At 68.2% G+C, this 21,339-nt stretch carries 19 protein-coding genes; 9 read left to right on the top strand and 10 right to left on the bottom strand.

Going from position 1 to position 21,339, the window contains the following annotated elements; genetic code table 11:
* Positions 1–30: 30 nt before the first annotated feature.
* The 10 genes from ISP14_RS00855 to ISP14_RS00810 form a co-directional block, all read right to left on the bottom strand.
* Positions 31–330, bottom strand: a complete 300-nt coding sequence (locus tag ISP14_RS00855) for a phosphopantetheine-binding protein (RefSeq protein ID WP_404535212.1) — start codon at positions 328–330, stop codon at positions 31–33.
* Positions 327–1,118: a lysophospholipid acyltransferase family protein gene (locus tag ISP14_RS00850; RefSeq protein ID WP_404535209.1), complete on the bottom strand. Its 792-nt coding sequence runs from the start codon at positions 1,116–1,118 to the stop codon at positions 327–329. Before ISP14_RS00850 ends, ISP14_RS00855 begins: the two co-directional genes overlap by 4 nt.
* Positions 1,094–1,840: a beta-ketoacyl synthase chain length factor gene (locus tag ISP14_RS00845; protein ID WP_404535208.1), complete on the bottom strand. Its 747-nt coding sequence runs from the start codon at positions 1,838–1,840 to the stop codon at positions 1,094–1,096. Before ISP14_RS00845 ends, ISP14_RS00850 begins: the two co-directional genes overlap by 25 nt.
* Positions 1,837–3,084 (bottom strand): beta-ketoacyl-[acyl-carrier-protein] synthase family protein, encoded by a 1,248-nt coding sequence (locus ISP14_RS00840; protein ID WP_404535206.1) that lies wholly within the window; start codon positions 3,082–3,084, stop codon positions 1,837–1,839. The genes ISP14_RS00845 and ISP14_RS00840 overlap by 4 nt, the downstream gene beginning before the upstream one ends.
* A complete protein-coding gene (locus ISP14_RS00835) occupies positions 3,084–4,307 on the bottom strand; it encodes a beta-ketoacyl-ACP synthase (protein WP_404535203.1) in 1,224 nt (407 codons plus the stop codon). Before ISP14_RS00835 ends, ISP14_RS00840 begins: the two co-directional genes overlap by 1 nt.
* Positions 4,304–6,676, bottom strand: a complete 2,373-nt coding sequence (locus ISP14_RS00830) for an MMPL family transporter (RefSeq protein WP_404535200.1) — start codon at positions 6,674–6,676, stop codon at positions 4,304–4,306. The genes ISP14_RS00835 and ISP14_RS00830 overlap by 4 nt, the downstream gene beginning before the upstream one ends.
* Positions 6,673–7,284 carry a LolA family protein gene (locus tag ISP14_RS00825; RefSeq protein WP_404535198.1) on the bottom strand — a complete coding sequence of 204 codons (612 nt, stop codon included), beginning with the start codon at positions 7,282–7,284 and terminating at the stop codon, positions 6,673–6,675. Before ISP14_RS00825 ends, ISP14_RS00830 begins: the two co-directional genes overlap by 4 nt.
* Positions 7,272–8,045 (bottom strand): glycosyltransferase family 2 protein, encoded by a 774-nt coding sequence (locus tag ISP14_RS00820; RefSeq protein ID WP_404535195.1) that lies wholly within the window; start codon positions 8,043–8,045, stop codon positions 7,272–7,274. Before ISP14_RS00820 ends, ISP14_RS00825 begins: the two co-directional genes overlap by 13 nt.
* Positions 8,046–8,053: 8 nt before the next feature.
* Positions 8,054–8,323, bottom strand: coding sequence for an acyl carrier protein (locus ISP14_RS00815; RefSeq protein ID WP_404535192.1), 270 nt, complete (start codon positions 8,321–8,323; stop codon positions 8,054–8,056).
* A gap of 291 nt (positions 8,324–8,614) precedes the next feature.
* Complete coding sequence (locus ISP14_RS00810) at positions 8,615–9,718, bottom strand: Glu/Leu/Phe/Val dehydrogenase dimerization domain-containing protein (protein ID WP_404535189.1); 1,104 nt, start codon at positions 9,716–9,718, stop codon at positions 8,615–8,617.
* Positions 9,719–10,198: 480 nt separating this feature from the next.
* On the opposite strand from ISP14_RS00810, the gene tssB reads away from it, so the two are divergent.
* From tssB to ISP14_RS00765, 9 genes are all read left to right on the top strand, one after another.
* Positions 10,199–10,717 carry a type VI secretion system contractile sheath small subunit gene (gene tssB, locus ISP14_RS00805; RefSeq protein ID WP_404535187.1) on the top strand — a complete coding sequence of 173 codons (519 nt, stop codon included), beginning with the start codon at positions 10,199–10,201 and terminating at the stop codon, positions 10,715–10,717.
* Positions 10,718–10,720: 3 nt separating this feature from the next.
* Positions 10,721–12,214, top strand: coding sequence for a type VI secretion system contractile sheath large subunit (tssC, locus tag ISP14_RS00800; protein ID WP_404535184.1), 1,494 nt, complete (start codon positions 10,721–10,723; stop codon positions 12,212–12,214).
* 206 nt (positions 12,215–12,420) lie between these two features.
* Positions 12,421–12,924, top strand: a complete 504-nt coding sequence (locus ISP14_RS00795) for an Hcp family type VI secretion system effector (RefSeq protein ID WP_404535181.1) — start codon at positions 12,421–12,423, stop codon at positions 12,922–12,924.
* A 56-nt stretch (positions 12,925–12,980) separates the two neighbouring features.
* Positions 12,981–13,778 (top strand): type VI secretion system accessory protein TagJ, encoded by a 798-nt coding sequence (locus tag ISP14_RS00790; protein WP_404535179.1) that lies wholly within the window; start codon positions 12,981–12,983, stop codon positions 13,776–13,778.
* 17 nt (positions 13,779–13,795) lie between these two features.
* Positions 13,796–14,296 (top strand): type VI secretion system baseplate subunit TssE, encoded by a 501-nt coding sequence (tssE, locus tag ISP14_RS00785; protein WP_404535177.1) that lies wholly within the window; start codon positions 13,796–13,798, stop codon positions 14,294–14,296.
* 12 nt (positions 14,297–14,308) lie between these two features.
* Positions 14,309–16,192, top strand: coding sequence for a type VI secretion system baseplate subunit TssF (gene tssF, locus ISP14_RS00780; protein WP_404535175.1), 1,884 nt, complete (start codon positions 14,309–14,311; stop codon positions 16,190–16,192).
* Positions 16,156–17,193, top strand: coding sequence for a type VI secretion system baseplate subunit TssG (tssG, locus tag ISP14_RS00775; protein WP_404535173.1), 1,038 nt, complete (start codon positions 16,156–16,158; stop codon positions 17,191–17,193). Before tssF ends, tssG begins: the two co-directional genes overlap by 37 nt.
* 97 nt (positions 17,194–17,290) lie before the next feature.
* Positions 17,291–20,035 carry a type VI secretion system ATPase TssH gene (gene tssH, locus ISP14_RS00770; RefSeq protein WP_404535171.1) on the top strand — a complete coding sequence of 915 codons (2,745 nt, stop codon included), beginning with the start codon at positions 17,291–17,293 and terminating at the stop codon, positions 20,033–20,035.
* Between the two features lie 99 nt (positions 20,036–20,134).
* On the top strand, positions 20,135–21,244 hold the full coding sequence (locus ISP14_RS00765) for a PI-PLC domain-containing protein (protein ID WP_404535168.1): 1,110 nt from the start codon (positions 20,135–20,137) through the stop codon (positions 21,242–21,244).
* Positions 21,245–21,339: the final 95 nt, after the last annotated feature.

The raw sequence follows: 21,339 nt of genomic DNA, 5'->3' as shown, positions 1-21,339 counted from the left end.
CCAGGGTGGGGCCATGGGCAGGCTCTGGAATCAGTTTGCGCATGCGGCCTGCTGACTGGCGACGAAGGCGGCGAGGCTGGCCACGCTGGCGAAGTGGCGGCGCGCGTCCTTGTCGTCCGAGGCGATGCGGATGTCGTAACGCTTCTGCAGCGCCAGCGCCAGTTCCAGCGCATCCACCGAATCCAGCCCCAATCCGTCGCCGAACAGCGGCTGCTGTGGCGGGATGTCGGCGACGGCAAGGTCTTCGAGGTTCAGCGTGTCGATGACGAGCTGGGCGATCTCCTGCTCCAGCGCGGTGTGGGCCAGCGCGGTATGGGTCGGTGCGTTCACGAGGCGGCGAGCTCCCTGAGGAAGAGTTGGTGCAAGTGGTCGTTGAGGCGGCGCGAGGCGATCGGCATCGGCGCGTCGTCGCGGAACGGGGCCGGATCGATGTCCGCACCCACGTGCAGCCGCACGCGGAAGCGGCAAGGCGGAATGTGATACCACGGCCGGCCCTTGGTCAGCGTGGGCGGGTCGACCGTGATGAACACGGGCGTCACCGTGCGCGCGCCGCGCAGCGCTATCGACGCCGCGCCGCGGTGGAACCGCGGCGGTTGGCCCGGTACCGTGCGCGTGCCCTCGGGAAACACGATCAGGCACTGGCCATCGCGCAGCACGTCGGCGGCGCGTTCGAGCATCTCCATGCTGCCGTCGTTGCCGATGTATTGCGCGGTGCGTACCGGGCCGCGCGTGCACGGGTTGCCGAACAGCCCCTGCTTCACCACGCAGTTCGCGTCGCGGATCTGTGAGATCAGGAACACCACGTCGATCAGCGAGGGATGGTTGGCTACCACCAGCTGGCCGGGGCGCCCCAGCCGCTCGGCGCCATCGATGACGAAGTCCAGCACGCGGGTGCGGTACATGAACTGCACGTGCAGCCAGAACGCTTTGCTGATCGCGTCGCGCGCCCGCCGGCGCCTGACCAGCGTGTCGCCCGGCAGGCAGCCGAGCAGGGGCAGGACCAGCACGCGCAACACCAGGCCGCCCAGGCCGAACAGCACGAAGCTGGCGCCGGTGGCGATGAGGCGCCAGGCCCAGAAGTCGCGGCGCTGGTTCAGCGGATACGTTGCCAGTTCCATCGGCGTGCCTTCCAGGTGTGTTGAAGCGAGGTCTCGCGGGTGAGCAGGGCACGCAGGAAATCCAGCGCGTGCGGCCAGGCACAGGGCGCATCGTCGTGGCCGTGGCCGAGGCGCAGCTGCCAGTCGCCATCGGCGGGTGCCGTAGCGTCCGCGTCGAGCTTCCCCAGCCGCAGCGCCACAGCATAGGAGAACGGCACATCGGCGATCCACCGCGCGTAAGCCGGCGGCGGCCGTTCCTCAGCCACTACCACCAGCGCCGATGGCGCACCGGCGGCCAGCTGCAGGGCGCCTTCCAGCAGCGCGTGTTCGAAGGTGTCGGCTTCGCCGGCGATGGCCGCCGATTCGCCGTGCTGGCCGCGCAGGATCGACCACTGGCCGGCGATGGCGTTGTGTACCGACAAGCCGAACTGGGTCGGCGACAGCGGCTGGCCATCGGCGACTTCGCCGAGCAACTGCCAGGTGCGCGGCGTTTCGCCGTGCCGCGAACCGAACACGAAGGGCAGCTGTTCGGCGTCGCCGCACAGCGGCCACGCCGTTTCCATCGTCATCCGCGCCAGCCGGCTCAGCCGGCGTCGCTGCAAGGTGGGCAGGAAGGCGCAGGCGGGCTGCGCCTGCGCATCGTCGGGCACGACGTCCGGTGCCTGCGCCCAGGCCTGCCAGCCCGCTGCGCTGTCCAGCCCCGGCGCCCAGGCCCGCCAGCCTTCGAGGCGGAACGCGATCATGCGGCGTCCTCCGCCGGGCGGCGGAACAGCAGCGCGGCACAACTGCCGCCGAAGCCGAAGCTGCTGCTGAGCGCGGCATCGATGCGCTGTGCACGGTTCGCGGCCAGCAAGGGCGCGCCGGCAAAGGCCGGGTCGGGATCGTCCAGCGGCGCGCCGGCGGCGAGGAAGCCGTGTTCGAGCATCAGCAGGCAGGCGATCGCGTCCAGCGCGCCGGCCGCGCCCGGCGCGTGGCCGAGCAGCCCCTTGATCGAGGAGATCGGTGGCACCGCCGCGCCGCGCTCGGCGAACACGGCGGCGATGGCCTGCCATTCGGCGAGGTCGCCCTGTGTGCCGCCGGCGTGTGCGTTGATGTAGTCGGGCAGCGTGCCGGCGCGGTCCAGCGCCTGGCGCAGCGCGCGGGCGATGCCGTCGGCGCTGGGGCCGACCATGCTGGTTGCGTCGGTGGCGCTGCCATAGCCGGCGAGCTCCGCCAGCACGGTGGCGCCGCGCGATCGCGCGTGTTCCAGCGATTCCAGCACCAGCACGCCGGCGCCGGCGGCCAGCGCGAAGCCGTCGCGCGCACGGTGGAACGGGCGCGAAGCGTCGGCCGATGCGGCCTGCGGCGACAGCGCGCCCATCGCGTCGAACCACATCGCGGTGCTGGGGTGCAGCTCTTCGGCGCCGCCGGCGATGACTACGTTCTGCCGGCCGAGCTGGATCAGCTCCATCGCATGGCCGATCGCGTGCGCCGAACTGGTGCAGGCCGAGCTGACCGTGTAGCTGCTGCCGCCGATGCCGAAGGCATGGGCCAGGCTGGCGGACAGTGCGCTGCTCATGCCGCGCGGCACCAGGAAGGGCGAGAGTTTCGCGATGCCCCTGGCGCGATGGTCGGCCAGTGCTTCTTCGTGCTCGCTGAGTGCCGCGCCGCCGCCGAGCACCAGGCCGCAGTCGGCGCCGGCGAGGCGGGCGGCGGGCAGGCCGGCCTGCACCAGCGCCTCGTTGGCCGCATGCCAGGCGTACAGCGCCGGGGCGGGCAGGAAGCGGCGCAGCTTGCGCGGCGGCTCCGGCGGCAGCGCGGCCTCGTCCACCGGGCCGCCGACCTTGCCGCGCATGCCCAGCGCTGCAAAGGCATCCATGGCGCGCAGGCCGTGGCGGCGCGCGCGCAGTGCGTCGAGCAACGCGGACACGCCCGTGCCCACGCAGCTCACCGCGCCCATGCCGGTGATGACCACGCGCGGCAGGCCGCTGGCGTCGCGCAGACGCATCAACCGACCGCCTTGAAGATCAGCGAGGTGTTGATGCCGCCGAAGGCGAAGTTGTTGTTCATCACCACGTCGGTGGCGATGGCGCGGCCTGCGCCGGTGAGGTAGTCAAGTTCGGCGCAGTCGGGAGCGCGTTCGTCCAGGTTGAGCGTCGGCGCGAACCAGCCGTCGCGCATCATCTGGATCGCCCACCACGACTCCAGCGCGCCGCAGGCGCCCAGCGTGTGGCCCACGTAGCTCTTCATCGTGCTGACCGGCACGCCCGCGCCCAGCACGGTGGCGGTGGCGTGGCTCTCGGCCGCGTCGCCGCGATCGGTAGCGGTGCCGTGCGCGCTGACGTAGCCGATCGCGCCAGCCGGCAGCTGTGCGTCGTCCAGCGCCAGGCGCATCGCCACCGCCATCGTCTCGGCGGTGGGCTGGGTGATGTGGGCGCCGTCGGAGTTGCAGCCGAAGCCGACCACCTCGGCGTAGATCGTGGCGCCGCGCGCCTTGGCGTGTTCGTATTCCTCGAGCACCAGGGTGGTGGCGCCTTCGCCCACCACCAGGCCATCGCGGCGCGCGTCGAACGGGCGCGGCGTGAGCGCAGGCTCGTCGTTGCGCGTACTGGTGGCGAACAGCGTGTCGAACACCGCGGCGCCGGGGCCGGAGAGCTCCTCCGCGCCGCCGCACAGCATCAGCTGCTGCCTGCCGCAGCGGATCGCCTCGTAGCCGTAGCCGATCGCCTGGCTGCCCGAGGTGCATGCGCTGGAGGTGGGGATCACGCGGCCTTTCAAGCCGAAGAACACGCCCACGTTCACCGCCGTGGTGTGCGCCATCATCTGGATGTAGCTGGTGGCGGTGACGCCTTGCATCGAGCCGGTGTCCAGCATGCGTCCCATCACCCGCACCGGCTCCACGCTACCGCCGGAGGAGCCATAGGCCACGCCCATGCGGCCGTCGCGGATGGCCGCGTCGTCGATCAGGCCGGCGTCGCGCAGCGCGTGTTCGCTGGCGGCCACCGCCAGTTGCGACACGCGGCCCATCGAGCGGGTTTTCTGGCGCGGCCACGGCGGCGTCGCGAAGTCGTCCACCGGGCAACCGAGGCGGCCGTTCAGCGCGTCGAAATAATCCCATTCGTGCATGCGCCGCACCGCGTTGCGGCGTTGGTGCAGCCGTTCGGAAATCGTGGCCCAATCGTGGCCCAGCGGCGTGATGCCGCCCATGCCGGTGACGACGACGCGTTTCATCGTGGCAGTCTCGCAGTGGTGTCCGTGGTGGCCCGGCTCGCCGGCACCAGCAGCGCGGTGAATGCAATGCCGAGCAGCAGGGTAAGGCCGAAATCCCGCAGCGCGGGCAGCGAACTCAGCGACAGCAGGCCGAAGGAGAGCAGGGCGGTGAGCGCGGAGAGCAGCACGCTGGCGTACATCGCGCCCGGCCGGCCGGCGGTGTGCGGCTCGCCCTCGTGCAGGAACACCGCGTAGTTCGCGCCCACGCCCAGTACCAGCATCAGCGCCATCCAGTGGAACAAGGTCAGCGGCTGGCCGAGGTAGCCCAGGGCGGCCAGGGTGAGCGCGATGCCCAGCACCGGCGGCGCCAGCACGCGTGGCGCGCGGCGCCAGCCGTAGCGCCAGCCGAATACGGGCACGATCAGCAGCATCGCGGCGAGCAGCCACAGGCTGGCGTAGCCGCGGTAGCGGCCGAACAGGCCGGAGACGCTGGCCGGCTTGTCCACCAGTTGCACGCCGGGCAGGCCGGCGGCGGCTTGGGCGAGCAACGCGTTGTCGTCGCTGCCCTGCGGCAGCACCAGCGAAGCGCAGCCCTGTGCGTCGCAGCCCATCCACAGTTGGCGGAACGGCGTGGACAGCGGCGTCTTCAGCCAGTCGTCCAGTCGCAGCGGCGCGCCGGGCCATGCGGCCAGCCAGGCATCGATGGCGTCGGCGCGGAAGCCGGCGTCGGCCAGCGTCTGGCGCAGGTGCGCGGGGTCGTGGAACAGCCGGGCGAGCAAGGCGTGGTCCTGTGCCTGCCGCGCCGGCGAGGGCACCATGCCAGCCAGGCCCAGCCAGCCTTCCAGCTTGCCGTCGTCCACCAGCGCCTGCAGCCGCGTTTCCAGTGCTTCTTCGCGTTGCGCGACCTGCGCGCTGTCCCGGCCTTGCACCAGGTAGAACTGGCTGCCATTGCCCAGTCCGGTGATGTCACGGATCTGTGTTTCCTGCGCGGTGAGCGCGGCGGGCTGGGCGATCAGGTTGTGCACGTCGTCGTCGTGGCGCAGCTGCATCCAGCCGGGCAGCGCGAGCAGCAGCAACAGCAGCGCCGCCAAGACGCCGCGCCAGCCGTGCGCCGGGCGGGACAGCGTGTGTTGCAGGGCCCGCGCGCCGCGCACCAGTGCGGCTGTCATCGGCCGCGCCGGGCGTTGCAGCAGCGCCGGCAGCAGCCAGAACACGCTGAGGCAGGCGGCGCTCATGCCGCTGATCGCGAACACCGCCATCTGGCGCAGTGCCGGAAACGGCACCAGCCCCAGCAGCAGGTAGCCCAGCAGCGAAGTGGCCAGCGCCAGCAACAGGGCAGGGCGCACCTGGCGCAGGCCCGCGCCGGCCTGCCAGTGCGCGCCGGCATTGGCGCGCGCGCTCAGGTACTGGATCGAGTAATCCACCGCTTCGCCCAGCAGCGCGGCGCCAAATACCAGGGTGAGCAGGTAGATCTGGCCGAACACCAGCAGCGAGACGGTAGTGGCGGCGACTACGCCTACCGCGGTGGAGAGAAAGGCCAGCAGCAGCGGCCCGGGCGAACGGAACACCCCAAGCAGCAGCAAGGCGATGCCGATCGAGGAGATCCAGCCCACCATGTGCACGTCGTGCTCCGCGCCGGTGCGCGCGGCGGCGGCGTAGAACACCGCGCCGGTGCGCAGCAGCCGGGTGCCGGGGAAATCGTGTTCGAGCTGCTGTTCGGCGTCGTGCACGGCGCTCAGCGCACGGCGCTGCACGTCGTCGTCGTAGGAGGAACCGTCCAGCGTGGCGGTGACCAGCACGTAGGTGGCATCGTCGCGATGCGCGACCAGCAGGTCGTCCTCAGGCAGCAGCGGCGAGCGGCTCCACGGTTGCTGCGCAAGCCAGTGCTGCAGCCAGCCGAACGGATCGTCCTGCAGCGGCACGCCCACGCCGGTGAGGAAGGGCTCGTTGAGGCGTTGCGCCAAGGCCTGTGCCGGGTCGTAGCCCGGCTTCGCCAGGGCGGCGCGGTCGGCGTCGGTGAGCAACCAGTCGCGGTGCGCCAGATAGGGCGCGAGCAGTTGCTGCAGGTCGAACGGCGGCAGCTCGGCGGTCACTAAGCCGAACACTTTGTGCGTGGCCAGCGCCTTGCCCAGCGCGCGGGCGGCGTCCTTGGCGCGGGTGTCGTCGGCGTCGGCTACCAGCAGCGCCACGCGGTCGCCGTTGGCGTGGGCCAGCCGCTCCACCGCGGCTTCGGCCAGCGGGCTTTGTTCGGTGGCCGGCAGCATGGCCAGCAGGTCGGTCTGTATCGGCAGCTTGCCGCGGCCGAACAGCAGGAAAGCGCCCAGTGCGGCGATCAGCAGGGAAGCGACGGCGAACAGGCCGGCGCGCAGCTTGAGCGCCTGCGGCGTCATGGCAGGCCGAGCGCGCGCCGCTCCAGCGCGGTCAGCGCGCCGGCATCGCGGGTCTGCGCGAAGCGGATTTCGGTGCGGGTGCCGTCCTGCATCGCGATGGCGATGCCTTGCAAGTAGGCGTCGCCGCGCAGTTCGATGCTGCCCAGTACGCGCGCCATGCGCTCCTGCTTCGGCACGAAACGCAGTGTCCAGTTTGCGGGTGTGCCGCTGGCCTCGACCTTGAACTGGCGCAGCGCCTCGTCCAGCTTGCCGCCCAGCATGCCTTGCAGCATTTGCGAAACCTGGCTGACGCCGCGGTCGCCGCGCATGGCATGGGCCGTACCGTCGGCGTCGATGCGCGCGGTGCGGCTGCCGGAAAGCGCCAGGGTCTCCTGGTAGGGCGATTCGGTCTGCCACAGCATGCCGTGGCCGAGCACGAACAGCAGCCGGCCGCTGCTCACCTGTGGCTTGGCCAGCACGGGATTGCTGCGGGTCTGGGTGAAGTCGGCGCGTACGGCGGCATGCCGGCCCAGCTCGGCCAGCACGTTCTGCATCAGCGTGTCGTCCGCCTGCGCGTGGGCGAACGGCACGAGGCAACACAGCAGCAACAGCAGCATCAGGCGACGCATGCGGGTTCTCCTCGCAAGCGGCGCCACAACAGCCGCGGCGCCCGGGGCAGCATGCCAAGTAACAGCCGGGTGTGCATCGCCGAGATGCGCAGGTTGTCGCGGAACATGCGGAAGTGGGACAAGCCGTTCGCCGGATAGATCACCCGGGTCGGCAGGTTGAGCACAGGCAGGCCGCGCCAGACCAGCCGCACCGCGATCTCGGTGTCGAAATCCATGCGCGCGGGCGGCGGTTTGTGCGCGATCTCCGCGCAGACGGCATCCAGCGGGTACAGGCGATAGCCGCACATCGAGTCGCGGATCGCCAGCGACAGGGTTTCCAGCCAGACGCAGACGTGGGTGACGTAGCGCCCGTACAGACGCGCCCGCGGCACGCTGGCGTCGTAGATCGGGGCACCGCAGATCAGCGCCCGCGGGTGCGTGCGCGCCGCGGCGATGAAGCGCGGCACGTCGTCGGTGTCGTGCTGGCCGTCGGCGTCGATCTGCAGCGCATGGCTGTGGCCGGCTTCATGCGCGGCGCGCAGGCCCAGGCCGAGGGCGCGGCCCTTGCCCTGGTTGTGCGGCAGCCGCAGCAGCAGCACTTCGTCGGTGTCCCGAGCCAGCGCGTCGAGTATCTCGCGCGTGGCTGCATCGCTGCCATCGTCGACGATCAGCACGGGCAGGCCGTGCGCACGCAGCGCCTGCACGGTGCGCACGATGGTGCTGCCGTGGTTGTAGATGGGGATCAGCGCGCAGGGGGCGAAACAGCCGTGGGCATCCGGCATGGCCGGGCTCAGCGTTCGAGCAGGCTGCGCACGGTGCTTACGACATCGCCCACGGTGCGCACGTTCTTGAAATCCTCCGGCTTGATGCGCATGCCGGTCATTTCTTGCACCTGGATCGCCAGGTCCACCGCGTCGATGCTGTCCAGGCCGAGGTCGGTGAACAGGTGGGCGGACGGCGTGACGCGCGCCGGCTCGATCTCGAAGGTGTCGCGCAGCACGTCGCGCAGACGTTCCAGGATGTCCGTGTCGCTGATGTCGGCTGCCAGGATGGTACTCATATCGCGTTCTGCTCTTGTTGTTCCATGCGTGTCGTGAGGCCTTCCGGGGCGGTGGTTCCGTGCGGGGCGGCCGGAGCGCCGCTGGCGGCGCGCGGTCCGGGCGGCATCGACGATACCGGTGGTCCCGACGAGGTGGTTCCCCTGGGTGGCGGACGCCGGCCAGGCCGCCCCGCCACTGCCTGGGGATTGTACCAGAGCCCTGCCGCGGACCGGGCATGACGGGCGGCAGGGTGACATGAACGAAAAGGCCGCCTTGCGGCGGCCTTTCGCGGGGATTCCCGGGCAGCGGGCTTACTGGCCGCGCATGCGACCCTGGAAACGGGTGCTGCCATTGCCCATGTGCGGCAGCTTGATCTTGCCGATCGCGTTGATGCGCTCTTCGGCAAGGCGGTCGGCGGCCTTGTAGGTGGGCACGTTCTGGGTCTTGCTGATCTCGAAGATGCGGCCCAGGTTGTAGTAGATCGTGCGCATCATGCGCATGGCGCGCTCGCGGTTGTAGCCGTCGATCTCCAGCGACACGTTCATCACGCCGCCCGCGTTGACCGCGTAGTCCGGCGCGTACAGCACGCCGCGGCGCTGCAGTTCGTCGCCGATCTCGTCGGTGGCCAGCTGGTTGTTGGCGGCGCCGCAGATGATCTTGGCCTTGATGCGGTCGATCGTCTGCGCGTTGACGGTGCCGCCCAGCGCGCACGGCGAGTACACGTCGGCGTCGACGTCGTAGATCTCGTCCAGGCCCACGGCTTCGCAGCCCAGCTCGTCCACGCAGCGCTGCACCGCATCCTTGTTGATGTCGGTGACGAACACCTTGGCGCCCTGTTCGCGCAGCAGCTTGATGAACTCGCTGCCGACGTGGCCGCAGCCCTGCACGGCAAAGCTGTACTTGCCCACGTCCTCGTTGCCGTGCTTGAAGTTCAGCGCGGCCATCAGGCCCTGCAGCGTGCCGTAGGCGGTGAACGGCGAGGGGTCGCCCGAGCCGCCGTGCACCTGGTGCACGCCGGTCACGTATTCGGTCTCGCGGAACACGTATTCCATGTCGTTGACGTCGATGCCGACGTCTTCGGCGGTGATGTAGCGGCCGTTGAGCGAGTTGACGAAGCGGCCGAACGCGCGGAACAGCGCCTCGGACTTGTCCTTGCTCGGGTCGCCGATGATCACCGCCTTGCCGCCGCCCAGGTTCAGGCCGGCCACGGCGTTCTTGAAGGTCATGCCGCGCGACAGGCGCAGCACATCGTTCACCGCCTCCTGCTCGGTCTTGTACGGCCACATGCGCAGGCCGCCGAGCGCGGGGCCCAGCACCGTGTTGTGAATCGCGATGATGGCCTTCAGGCCGGCGTCCTTGTTGTGGCAGTAGACGACTTCTTCGTGACCCGTGTTGGCGATGGTTTCGAAAATCATTGGAACGGCGACTCCATGGAGAGGTGCCCGCAGGCATCTATGGATGACGGCATCGCAGCGATGGCCGCCGGGGGACAGCAAACAACACGATGACGCCGCCCCGGAACGGACCGGGGCGGCGAATCAAGTCGGTCATTCTAGTACGGCGACCCGCGCGGGCCGTGCCGCGACGCAGCAAGGCGGCGGCGGTTCTACCCTTGTCCGGCGCATGAACGAAAGCTGAATGAATCCGGCGGGCGTGCCCGTGTTTCGCGCGCCGTTGCGCATTGGGTAGTGAGAGGAAATCTCGGCGGCGCTCGCGTCCTGCCGCACCGGCCGTGCCTGCCACGCCGGTGCGGCACGCGCCCCGAAATCGGGCTCGACAGGGGAATCCGGAGCGTGCGAGGCCATCGCGCGCGCTGTTCTCCCCGCGGCGATCCGTGCTGCACGGATCGCCGACACCTTGCAATCAGGCAGTACCTACGTCCCGGGAGACATCGCATGGCCAAGCAGAGCAGTCAGAAGTTCATCGCGCGGAACCGCGCGCCGCGGGTGCAGATCGAGTACGACGTCGAGGTCTACGGCGCCCAGAAGAAGGTGCAGGTGCCGTTTGTGATGGGCGTGATGTCGGACCTGTCCGGCAGCAACAACGCCGAGCTGCCGCCGATCGAGGATCGCAAGGCGCTGGAGATCGACGTGGACAACTTCGACAACCGCCTCCAGTCGATGAAGCCGCGCGTTTCCTTCGCCGTGCCGAACACGCTCACCGGCGAAGGCAACCTCAGCGTCGACATCACCTTCGAGAGCATGGACGACTTCTCGCCCGCGGCAGTGGCGCGCAAGGTGAGCTCGGTGGCCAAGCTGCTTGAGGCGCGTACCCAGCTCGCCAACCTCGGCACCTACATGGATGGCAAGGCCGGCGCGGAGAAGCTGATCTCGCAGGCCATCAACGATCCGGCGCTGTTGCAGTCGCTGGTGTCAGCAGCCAAGCCCGGCGACGCCGGCAAGGACGGGGAGTAAGCCATGGCAACCGAGAAACTGGCCGAACAGGGCGGTGAAGCCCAGACCCTGGTGCCCGATGATTTCGCGGCACTGCTCAGCAAGGAGTTCAAGCCCAAGAGCGATCGCGCGAAGGAAGAGGTGGAGTCCGCCGTCCGCACGCTCGCCGAGCAGGTGCTGAACAAGGCCGACATCGTTTCCGACGACGTCACCCAGACCATCAACGCCTACGTGGCCGAGCTGGACCGCAAGATCAGCGAGCAACTCAACCTGATCATGCACCACGAGGATTTCCAGAAGCTGGAAAGCGCCTGGCGCGGCCTGCACTACCTGGTCAACAACACCGAGACCGACACGCAGCTGAAAATCCGCGTGATGAACATCTCCAAGAAGGAGCTGGGCAAGACGCTGAAGCGCTACAAGGGCACGGCGTGGGACCAGAGCCCGATCTTCAAGAAGATGTACGAGGAAGAGTACGGCCAGCTCGGCGGCGAGCCCTACGGCTGCCTGATCGGCGACTACTACTTCGACCACAGCCCGCCCGACGTGGAGCTGCTGGGCGGCATCGCGCAGGTTGCCGCGGCCTCGCACGCGCCATTCATCGCCTCGGCCAACCATACCTTGATGGGCATGGACAGCTGGAGCGAGCTGGCCAACCCGCGCGACCTGGCGAAGATCTTCTCCACGCCCGAGTACGCCTCCTGGCGCGCGCTGCGCGAGTCGGACGATGCCAAGTACCTCGGGCTGGCGATGCCGCGCACGCTGGCGCGCCTGCCGTACGGCGCCGCGACCGATCCGGTGGAGGAGTTCGATTTCGAGGAGGACACCTCGGGCGCCGATTCGTCCAAGTACACCTGGCAGAACGCCGCCTATGCGATGGCGGTGAACATCAACCGCTCGTTCAAGGAATACGGCTGGTGCTCGCGCATCCGCGGCATCGAATCGGGCGGTGCGGTGGAAGGCCTGCCGGTGCACACCTTCCCCACCGACGACGGCGGCGTGGACATGAAGTGTCCTACCGAGATCGCGATCACCGATCGTCGCTCGGCCGAGCTGGACAAGATGGGCATGATGCCCCTGGTCCACCGCAAGAACTCGGACATGGCCGCGTTCATCAGCGCGCAGTCGCTGGCCAAGCCGGAGGAGTACGACGATCCGGATGCGACCGCGAACGCGGCGCTGAGCTGTCGTCTGCCCTACCTGTTCGCGGCCAGCCGTTTCGCGCACTACCTGAAGTGCATCGTGCGCGACAAGATCGGTTCGTTCGCCAGCCGCGAGTCGATGCAGAGCTGGTTGACCAACTGGATCATGCAGTACGTCGACGGCGATCCGACCAACTCCAGCGAACAGACCAAGGCGCGCAAGCCGCTGTCGGCGGCGGAGGTGGTGGTGGAAGAGGTGGAGGGGGCGCCGGGGTATTACACCTCGAAGTTCTACCTCAAGCCGCACTACCAGCTGGAAGGCCTCACCGTGTCGTTGCGGCTGGTGTCGCGGCTGCCGTCGGCGGCCAAGGCCTGACGAACGCCGGGTCCGGGCGCGGCCGCCGCCGGCGGTCGCGCCAGTGCCGGGCGAAGGAGTCGCGCTGGCGCATCGGGCATCGATGAAGCGCAACACAGCGTCTGGATGACAGCGCGGGGAAAGTGGCGACAAACACGTGGCAACCGGCCATGGCGCAGCCCGGCCGGGTGGATCAATTCATCAACAGGTGATCGAGGAGAAGGTTCATGGCATTCGACATGCACATCAAGTTCGGCTCGGGCAAGGTCGAGATCAAGGGGGCGTCCAACCACAAGAAGCACAAGGGCGAGGTGCCGATCCTGGCGTGGTCGTGGGGCGTCAGCAACAGCGGCGACCTGCACAGCGGCGCGGGTTCGGCCAGCGGCGGCAAGGCGCATGTGCAAGACATCTCCATCACCAAGTACGTGGACGGCTGCTCCAACGCGCTGATCAACGCCTGCTGCACCGGCGGTCGCGTGGAACAGGCCTGGCTGTACGTCACCAACGCCACCGGCGAGCAGACCGACTTCCTCACCATCGAGTTGAGCGAGGGCGTGCTGGTCACCTCGGTGTCCACCGGCGGCAGCGGCGGCGAGGACAAGCTCACCGAGAACATCACCTTGCACTTCGGCAAGTTCAAGTACTCGTTCCAGCCGCAGGACGACAAGGGCGGCAAGGACGGCGGCACCAAGGACTTCACCTTCGACATCCAGCAGGTGGCCAGCGCCTGAGCTTGAAGCGGTCCCTTGCAGCGGCCTCGTTCCTTCCAACCTACACACGCTTCGGTATGCCGATGACTCCCGAAAACATGCTGAAAGAAGGTCGGTTGGACGAGGCACTGCAAGGCCTGACCGCGCAGGTGCGCGGCAATCCCGCGGACGCCAGGGCGCGGGTGTTCCTGTTCCAGCTGCTGGCCGTGCTGGGGCAGTGGGAGCGGGCGCAGAACCAGCTCAAGGTCAGCGGCGAGCTGGATCCGCTCAACACCTTGATGGTGGAAGCCTACAGCCGCGCACTGGCCGGCGAGCTGCAGCGGCAGCAGGTGATGGCCGGCACGCACTCGCCGATGGTGATCGGCGAGCCCGCGCAGTGGCTGGCGCTGCTGCTGCAATCGCTGAAGCTGCAGACTGAGGATAGGCACGTACAGGCGCAGCCGCTGCGCGAGCAGGCCTTCGAGCAGGCCGAGGCGGTGGGCGGCGAGATCGACGGCGTGCCGTTCGAGTGGATCGCCGACGCCGACTCGCGCTTCGGGCCCTGCCTGGAGATGATCGTCAACGGCGGTTATGCCTGGGTGCCGTTCACCCGCCTGAAAAAGCTGGTGTTCGAAGCGCCTGCCGATTTGCGCGACAAGGTGTGGGCACCGGTGCAGGTGACCTGGAGCAACGGCGGCGAGGCGGTAGGTTTCGTGCCGTGCCGCTATCCCGGTTCCGAACGGGCGCAGGACAGCGAACTGGTGCTGGCGCGGCGCACCGACTGGACCGACCTCGGCGACGAATGCTTCGTTGGCTCCGGCCAGCGCATGTTCGCCACCGATGCCGGCGACTACCCGCTGCTGGATATCCGCAGCATCGTATTCAACGCGGCCTGAGCGGACCTTGCCGAGTCATGGCCGAACTGACCACCCAGGAACGGCTGCAGCCCTCGCTGCTCGACCGGCTCACCGATGACGAACCGGGCAAGGCCGACGAGAGCCGCGAGAAGCGGGTGATCTCCGCCACGCGCTTGCGCGACTGCGTGACGCGCGACATGTCCTGGCTGCTCAACTGCGTGAACCTTGGCGGAGAAGCCTTGGCGGACTACCCGGACGTGGCGAGTTCGGTGCTGAACTTCGGCGTCCCCGACCTCACCGGCGCGGCGCTGTCCGGCATCAAGGCCGACGCGCTGCAGCGCCAGGTCCGCGACGCCATCCTCGCGTTCGAGCCGCGGCTGACGCCGAGCACCTTGCAGGTCACCGTGAAGGCGGACACCCAGCGCATGGATCGCCAATCGCTGGTGTTCAACATCGCCTCGGAGATGTGGGCGCAACCGATCCCGCTGAATCTCTACCTCAAGACCGAGGTGGACCTGGAGACCGGGCGCTTCAACGTCTCCGAGAGCTTCGGCTGAGAGCTTGCCCATATGGATCCGCGTCTGCTCCGCTACTACAACCGCGAATTGCAGCACGTCCGCGAGATGGGCGGCGAGTTCGCGCGCGAATACCCCAAGATCGCCGGCCGCCTCGGCATGGAAGGCTTCGAGTGTGCCGACCCCTACGTGGAGCGGCTGCTGGAGGGTTTCGCCTTTCTCGCCGCGCGCGTCCAGCTCAAGCTCGACGCGCAGCATCCGGTATTCACCCAGCACCTGCTGGAGATGATCTACCCGCACTACCTCGCGCCGGTGCCTTCGATGGCAGTGGTGCAGCTGAACCCCGACATCAAAGAAAGCGCGCTGGTCACCGGTCCCGTGGTGGCGCGGCAGACCGCCTTGCGCGGGCTCACCGGCCACGACGAGCGCACCGCCTGCGAATACCGCACCGCGCACGACGTCGCCCTGTGGCCGCTGGAGCTGGCCGAGGCGAAGTATTTCGAGACGCCCGCCGCGCTCGCCGCCGCCGGCGTGCCGCTGCCGACCGACCGCATCGTGCGCGCCGGCCTGCGGCTGAAGTTCACCGTCACCGCCGGCGCGCAGGCGAACATGCTGGCGCTGGACGAACTGCCGCTGTTCATCGCCGGCGCCGACGAATTGCCCAAGCGCCTGTACGAGCAACTGCTCGGCAACGCGGTGGGCTACCTGGTGCGCACGCCGGGCGCGGGTGGCCTGGTCAGCGAGTTCTTCGACGGCAGCTGCATCCGCGACAAGGGCTTCGCCGAAGACGAGGCCTTGCTGCCGTACACCGACCGTTCGTTCAGCGGCTACCGCTTGTTGCAGGAGTACTTCGCCTGTCCGGAGCGCTTCCTGTTCGCGGTGTTCACCGGGCTGAAGCAGGTGCTGGCGCGTTCGTCGGCCTGCGAGTTCGAAATCGTGACGCTGTTCGACCGCAGCGTGAGCCGCCTGCACAACGCGGTGGATGCAGGCAATTTCCGGCTGTTCTGCACGCCGGCGATCAATCTGTTCCCGCGCCGTGCCGACCGCATCCACCTGCAGCAGGGACGCACCGAGTACCACATCCTGGCCGACCGCACCCGGCCGATGGATTTCGAGATCCACAGCATCGCCGACGTGGAAGGTTTCGGCGACCGCCAGGAGCCGGAGCAGCGCTTCCAGCCGTTCTACGGCAGCGACGAGCGTACCTGGCACAGTGGCGCCGCGGCGTTCTACACCGTCCGCCGCGAACCGCGCCTGCTGTCCTCGCGTCAGCGCCTGCAGGGCGCGCGTTCCAGCTACGTCGGCAGCGAGATGTTCATATCGCTGGTCGACGCCAACGACGCGCCGTATCCCACGCAGCTGCGCCAGATCGGCATGCGCTTGCTGTGCACCAATCGCGACCTGCCGTTGCAGATGCCGGTGGGCAAGTCGCGCACGGACTTCACCCTCGACACCGGTGCACCGGTGGCCTCGATCCGCTGCGTGGCCGGTCCCACCAAGCCGCGCGCGCCGACGGCCAATGGCGAAACCGCGTGGCGGCTGGTCAGCCACTTGCAGCTGAACTACGTCTCGCTGCTCGGCGACAGCGGCGAGGAGGGGGCGTCGGCGCTGCGCGAGATGCTCACGCTGTACAGCGACGAATTCGATGCCAGCGCGCGGCGCCAGATCGAAGGCGTGAAGGCGGTTGCGGCGCAGCCGGTGGTGCGGCGCATCCCGGTGCCGGGGCCGATCAGTTTCGGTCGCGGGCTGGAAATCACCCTGACCTGCGATGACGGTGCCTTCGAGGGTACCGGTGCCTTCCTGCTCGGCGCGGTGATGCAGCACTTCTTCGCGCGGCATGTCTCGGTGAACTCCTTCACCGAAACCGTGCTGCGTACCTTGGAACGCAACGAGGTGGCCCGATGGCCGGCCCGACTCGGCAAGCGCCAGATCCTGTAGCGCCGGCGCGCGCGGAGCTCGAGCGCGCGCTGCGGGAGCAGCCGGAGGGCTTCGAGTTCTTCGAGGCGCTGCGTCGGCTCGAGTGTGCGCATCCGGAACGGCCACGGCTGGGCGAATCCGCCAAGCCGACGGAGGACGCCGTACGCCTGTGCCACACGCCGTCGCTGGCGTTTTCGCCGCGCGCGGTGGATCGCTACGAAGCCGCGGTCGACGGTCGGCCGCCCCGGTTGCACGGCTTGTTCTTCGGCTTGTTCGGGCCGAATGCACCGATGCCGCTGCACCTGACCGAGTACGCCATCGATCGCCAGCGCAACGCCAAGGACCCCACCCTGGTCGCGTTCGCCGACATCTTCCATCACCGCATGCTGAGCCTGTTCTACCGGGCCTGGGCCAGCGCGCAACCGACCGTGCAACTGGACCGTCCGGACGAGGATCGTTTCCGCCTGTACATGGGCGCCCTGGTGGGGCTGTCCACTGGCGGGCTGGAAGCGCGCGACGCGCTGCCCGACCAGTACAAGCGCTTCTTCGCCGGGCGGCTGGTGGCACAGGCGCGCAATGCCGAGGGCTTGCGCGGCTTGCTGGAGCACTTCTTCCGCGTGCCCGTGCGCGTGCTGGAATTCGTGGCGAGCTGGATGCGCCTGCCGCGCGAAGCGCACTTGCGCTTGGGCGCCACGCCTGACGTGGCGGGGCTGGGTCGCACCGCGGTGCTGGGCGAATACGTGTGGGGCTCGCAGCAGCGCTTCCGCCTGCGCCTGGGCCCGCTGACGCGCGCGCAGTTCAACAACTTCCTGCCCGGCGGCGAAGCCTTGCGCCAATTGGTAGCGGCGGTGAAGACCTACGTGGGCGAAGAAAAGGCCTGGGACGTGCAGCTGGTGCTGCAGCGCGCCGAGGTACCGACCATGAAACTGGGCCAGTCCGGGCGCATGGGGCTTTCCACCTGGATCGGCGAGCCGCGTCGGGACACCGATGCGGATCAGGTGATCCTGCAACCGGTGGGCTAGCCGATGACCCGAACCAGCGCCCGCGCCGCTTTCCCGATTTTCCATTCCACCGGTGGTGCGCAGGCGCGGCCACCGGTTCCACCTCAGGGGTAGATCCATGGCAGAGATCAGTCGCAGCGCGCTGTTCGGCAAACTCAACAAGCTGGCGTACCGGGGCATCGAGAGCGCCACCGTGTTCTGCAAGTTGCGCGGCAATCCGTATGTGGAACTGGTGCACTGGATTCATCAGATCCTGCAGCTGCAGGACTCGGACCTGCATCGCATCGTCAAGCAGTTCAACCTCAACCCGTCCAACCTGGCGCGCGACGTCACAGACGCGCTGGACCGCCTGCCGCGCGGCTCCACCAGCATCTCCGACCTGTCCAGCGACGTGGAAGAAGCCGTCGAACGCGGCTGGGTGTTCGCCACCTTGATGTTTGGCGAGGCGCAGGTGCGCACCGGTTATCTGATGGTGGGCGTGCTGCGCATGCGCCACCTGCGCAACACGCTGCTCGGCGTCTCGAAAGAGTTCGAGAAGGTCAAGCCGGAAACGCTGGTGGAGAAGTTCGCCGAAGTGGTCGCCGGCTCGCCCGAGGACGGCCAGAGCGCCAGCGACGGCTTCAAGCTCGGCGGCGCCGCCGCGCCGGGCGAGGCCAGCGGCGCGATGGGCCCCGCACAGATGGGCAAGCAGGAGGCGCTGCGCCAGTTCACCGTGGACCTCACCGAGCAGGCGCGCAGCGGCAAGATCGATCCCATCGTCGGCCGTGACGAGGAAATCCGCCAAGTGGTGGACATCTTGATGCGCCGTCGCCAGAACAACCCGATGCTGGTCGGCGAGGCCGGCGTGGGCAAGACCGCGGTGGTCGAGGGCTTCGCCCTGCGCATCGCGCGCGGCGACGTGCCGCCGCAGCTCAGGGACGTGGAGCTGCGCACGCTGGACGTGGGCCTGCTGCAGGCCGGCGCCAGCATGAAGGGCGAGTTCGAGAACCGCCTGCGCCAGGTGATCGAGGAAGTGCAGTCCTCACCCAAGCCCATCATCCTGTTCATCGACGAGGCGCATACCCTGGTCGGCGCGGGCGGCGCGGCCGGCACCGGTGACGCCGCCAACCTGCTGAAGCCGGCGCTGGCGCGCGGCAATCTGCGCACCGTGGGCGCCACCACCTGGGCCGAATACAAGAAGCACATCGAGAAGGACCCCGCGCTCACCCGCCGCTTCCAGACCGTGCTGGTGGAAGAGCCCAGCGAAGAGAAGGGCATCTTGATGATGCGCGGGGTGGCCAGCGTGATGGAGAAGCACCACCGCGTGCAGATCCTCGACGAAGCACTGGAAGCGGCGGTGAAGCTGTCGCACCGCTACATCCCGGCGCGCCAGCTGCCCGACAAGGCGGTGAGCCTGCTCGACACTGCCTGCGCGCGCGTGGCGGTGAGCCAGCACGCCGTGCCGCCCGAGGTGGACGACACCCGCAAGCGCATCGAGGCGCTGGAAACCGAACTCGCCATCATCGCCCGCGAAAAGAGCGTGGGCGTGGAAGTGGCCGAGCGCGAGGCCTCGGCCAACGAGCGGCTCGCCACGCAGCAGGCGCGACTGGAAAAGCTCGACGCGGACTGGCAGGCCGAGAAGACCCTGGTCGAGCAGATCCTCGCCCTGCGCGCCAAGCTGCGCGGCGACGCCGCACCAGTGGAAGGCACAGGCAGCAAGCTGGAAGCGGCCGCCAATGCGGAAGCCGCGGCCGAAGCCGCCCCCGCGACGCCCGCTGGCCCCAGCGACGCCGAACGCGCCGCCACGTTGGAGCAGCTCAAGGGCTTGCAGGCGCAACTGGCCGAACTGCAAGGCGAGCATCCGCTGATCCTGCCGACCGTGGATTACACCGCCGTGGGTTCGGTGGTGGCCGACTGGACCGGTATTCCGGTGGGGCGCATGGTGCGCAGCGAGCTGGAAACCGTGATGAAGCTGGCGTCGATCATGAGCAAGCGCGTGATCGGCCAGGATCACGCGATGGAGATGATCGCCAAGCGCATCCAGACCAGCCGCGCGGGCCTGGACAACCCGAACAAGCCGATCGGCGTGTTCATGCTTGCCGGCACCTCCGGCGTGGGCAAGACCGAGACCGCGCTGGCGCTGGCCGAGGCGCTGTACGGCGGCGAGCAGAACCTGATTACCATCAATATGAGCGAGTTCCAGGAGGCGCACACCGTCTCCACGCTCAAGGGCGCGCCTCCCGGCTACGTGGGTTACGGCGAAGGCGGCGTGCTCACCGAGGCGGTGCGCAGGAAGCCGTACTCCGTGGTGCTGCTGGACGAGGTGGAGAAGGCCCACCCCGACGTGCACGAGATCTTTTTCCAGGTGTTCGACAAGGGCGTGATGGAAGACGGCGAGGGCCGCTCCATCGACTTCAAGAACACCTTGATCCTGCTCACCACCAACGCCGGCACCGACATGATCGCCGGCCTGTGCAAGGACCCGGAGCTGATGCCCGAACCCGAGGGCATCGCCAAGGCTCTGCGCGATCCGCTGCTGAAGATCTTCCCGCCCGCGTTGCTGGGCCGCCTGGTGACGATCCCGTATTACCCGCTGAGCCCGGAAATGCTGGGCGAGATCGTCAAGCTGCAGCTGGGCCGCATCAAAAAGCGCATCGAAGCGCGCTACCGCATCCCGTTCGACTACGACGACGACGTGGTGAAGCTGGTGGTGAGCCGCTGCACCGAGAACGAATCGGGCGGCCGCATGATCGACGCGATCCTGACCAACACCATGCTGCCCGACGTGTCGCGCGAATTCCTCAACCGCATGATCGCGGGCGCCCCGGTGACGGGGGTGAAGGTCGGGGCCGGCAGCGGAGAGTTTACGTACGCGTTCGCCTGAGCGCCAAGGCGCGCAGCGAATCGACCGTCAAGGCATGAACTTTCATCGCTTTGCTTACCGTGTTTGGCAAGAAGAAGGTTGGAGGACGTGGTTGTGACCGTGACATATCGAAATTATCAGGACCATCGCATCAACGAGCTGGTGTTTGCCGGTACGCACGACGCCGGTATCAACAAGGGCTCGGGAAATGAAAAGACGCAGGATCTGGATATCGGCGGCCAGGCCACGGCGGGCGCCCGCATCTTCGACCTGCGCATCGCGGCGAAATCCACGGGTCTTACGGGTTCCGGTGTCCTGAAGGCTTATCACGGCCAGGGCTTGCACAAATCCATCGGCGGCAACCGCCTGGTGGCCGGTACCTGGGGCGGCGGCCTGGAGGGCATGCTGCAGGATGCCAGGCGGTTCGTGACGACCAAATCCAGCGAGTTCCTTTTCCTCAAGTTCGACCACTGCAAGAACTGGGGCAAGATCGCCGAGATGTGTGTCGACGTGCTCGGCAACGCGATCTATACCGGCGGCGGCAACCTCAACACGAAGACGGCCGGTGAGCTGGGCGGCAAGGTGGTCGTGCTGTTCACCAATGCCGGCCTGCGGGAGATCGGCGGCGCCAGGCCGGCGCAGGGCATCATCGGCATCAAGAGCCTGTACGAGAAGGGTGAGAACCAGAAAGCCTACGATCCGAACTTCGTCGGCCTGCAGTACCACGGCAAGGGTGGTACCAGTGCCATGAATGGCAAGTCCGACAACAAGAAGATCAACGAGAACGTCAAGAAGCAGACGACGATCATCAGCTCGGGACGGAAGATCAACGGCGGCGATCCCCGCGTGATGGGGATGATCTACTGGACGTCCACCGGCCTGTTCCGGAACATCAAGTCGCGCGACGACTTCAACTGGTCGAAGGGCGGTTTCGGCGACGGCATGGTCAAGCTGTGGCTCGATGGCGTGGGCGAGTACATCGACGACAACCTGCCGCTCTACATCATGCGCGATGCCTACGGCTCCGCCAGCGTGCTGAAGCGGTTCATGCCGAACTTCGTGATGATCGATTTCGCCGACAGCCAGAAATGCGAGACCGTCTTCGCGCTCAACGAATTGAAGGGAACGCGGCTGGTCCAGGCGGCGATCAACTATGGCGCGGTCAGCCCGGAGCGGTACCAGGACGGTCTGCAGAAAACCATGCAGAGGGGCTGGGTGCGGGCGGTTTGACGCGGCGGCCGGGTCGAGTGACCGACCCTGGCCCGGCCGCTTGTACAACGAACGAAGAGTAACGGCGCCCGCCTTTGGCGGCCCCCGGTACTTCA

The organism is Dyella agri (assembly GCF_044904705.1).
GTDB classification, from domain to species: domain Bacteria; phylum Pseudomonadota; class Gammaproteobacteria; order Xanthomonadales; family Rhodanobacteraceae; genus Rhodanobacter_A; species Rhodanobacter_A agri.
The sequence above is the reverse complement of the archived record's forward strand: the minus strand, read 5'-3'. Positions and strand labels throughout refer to the sequence as shown.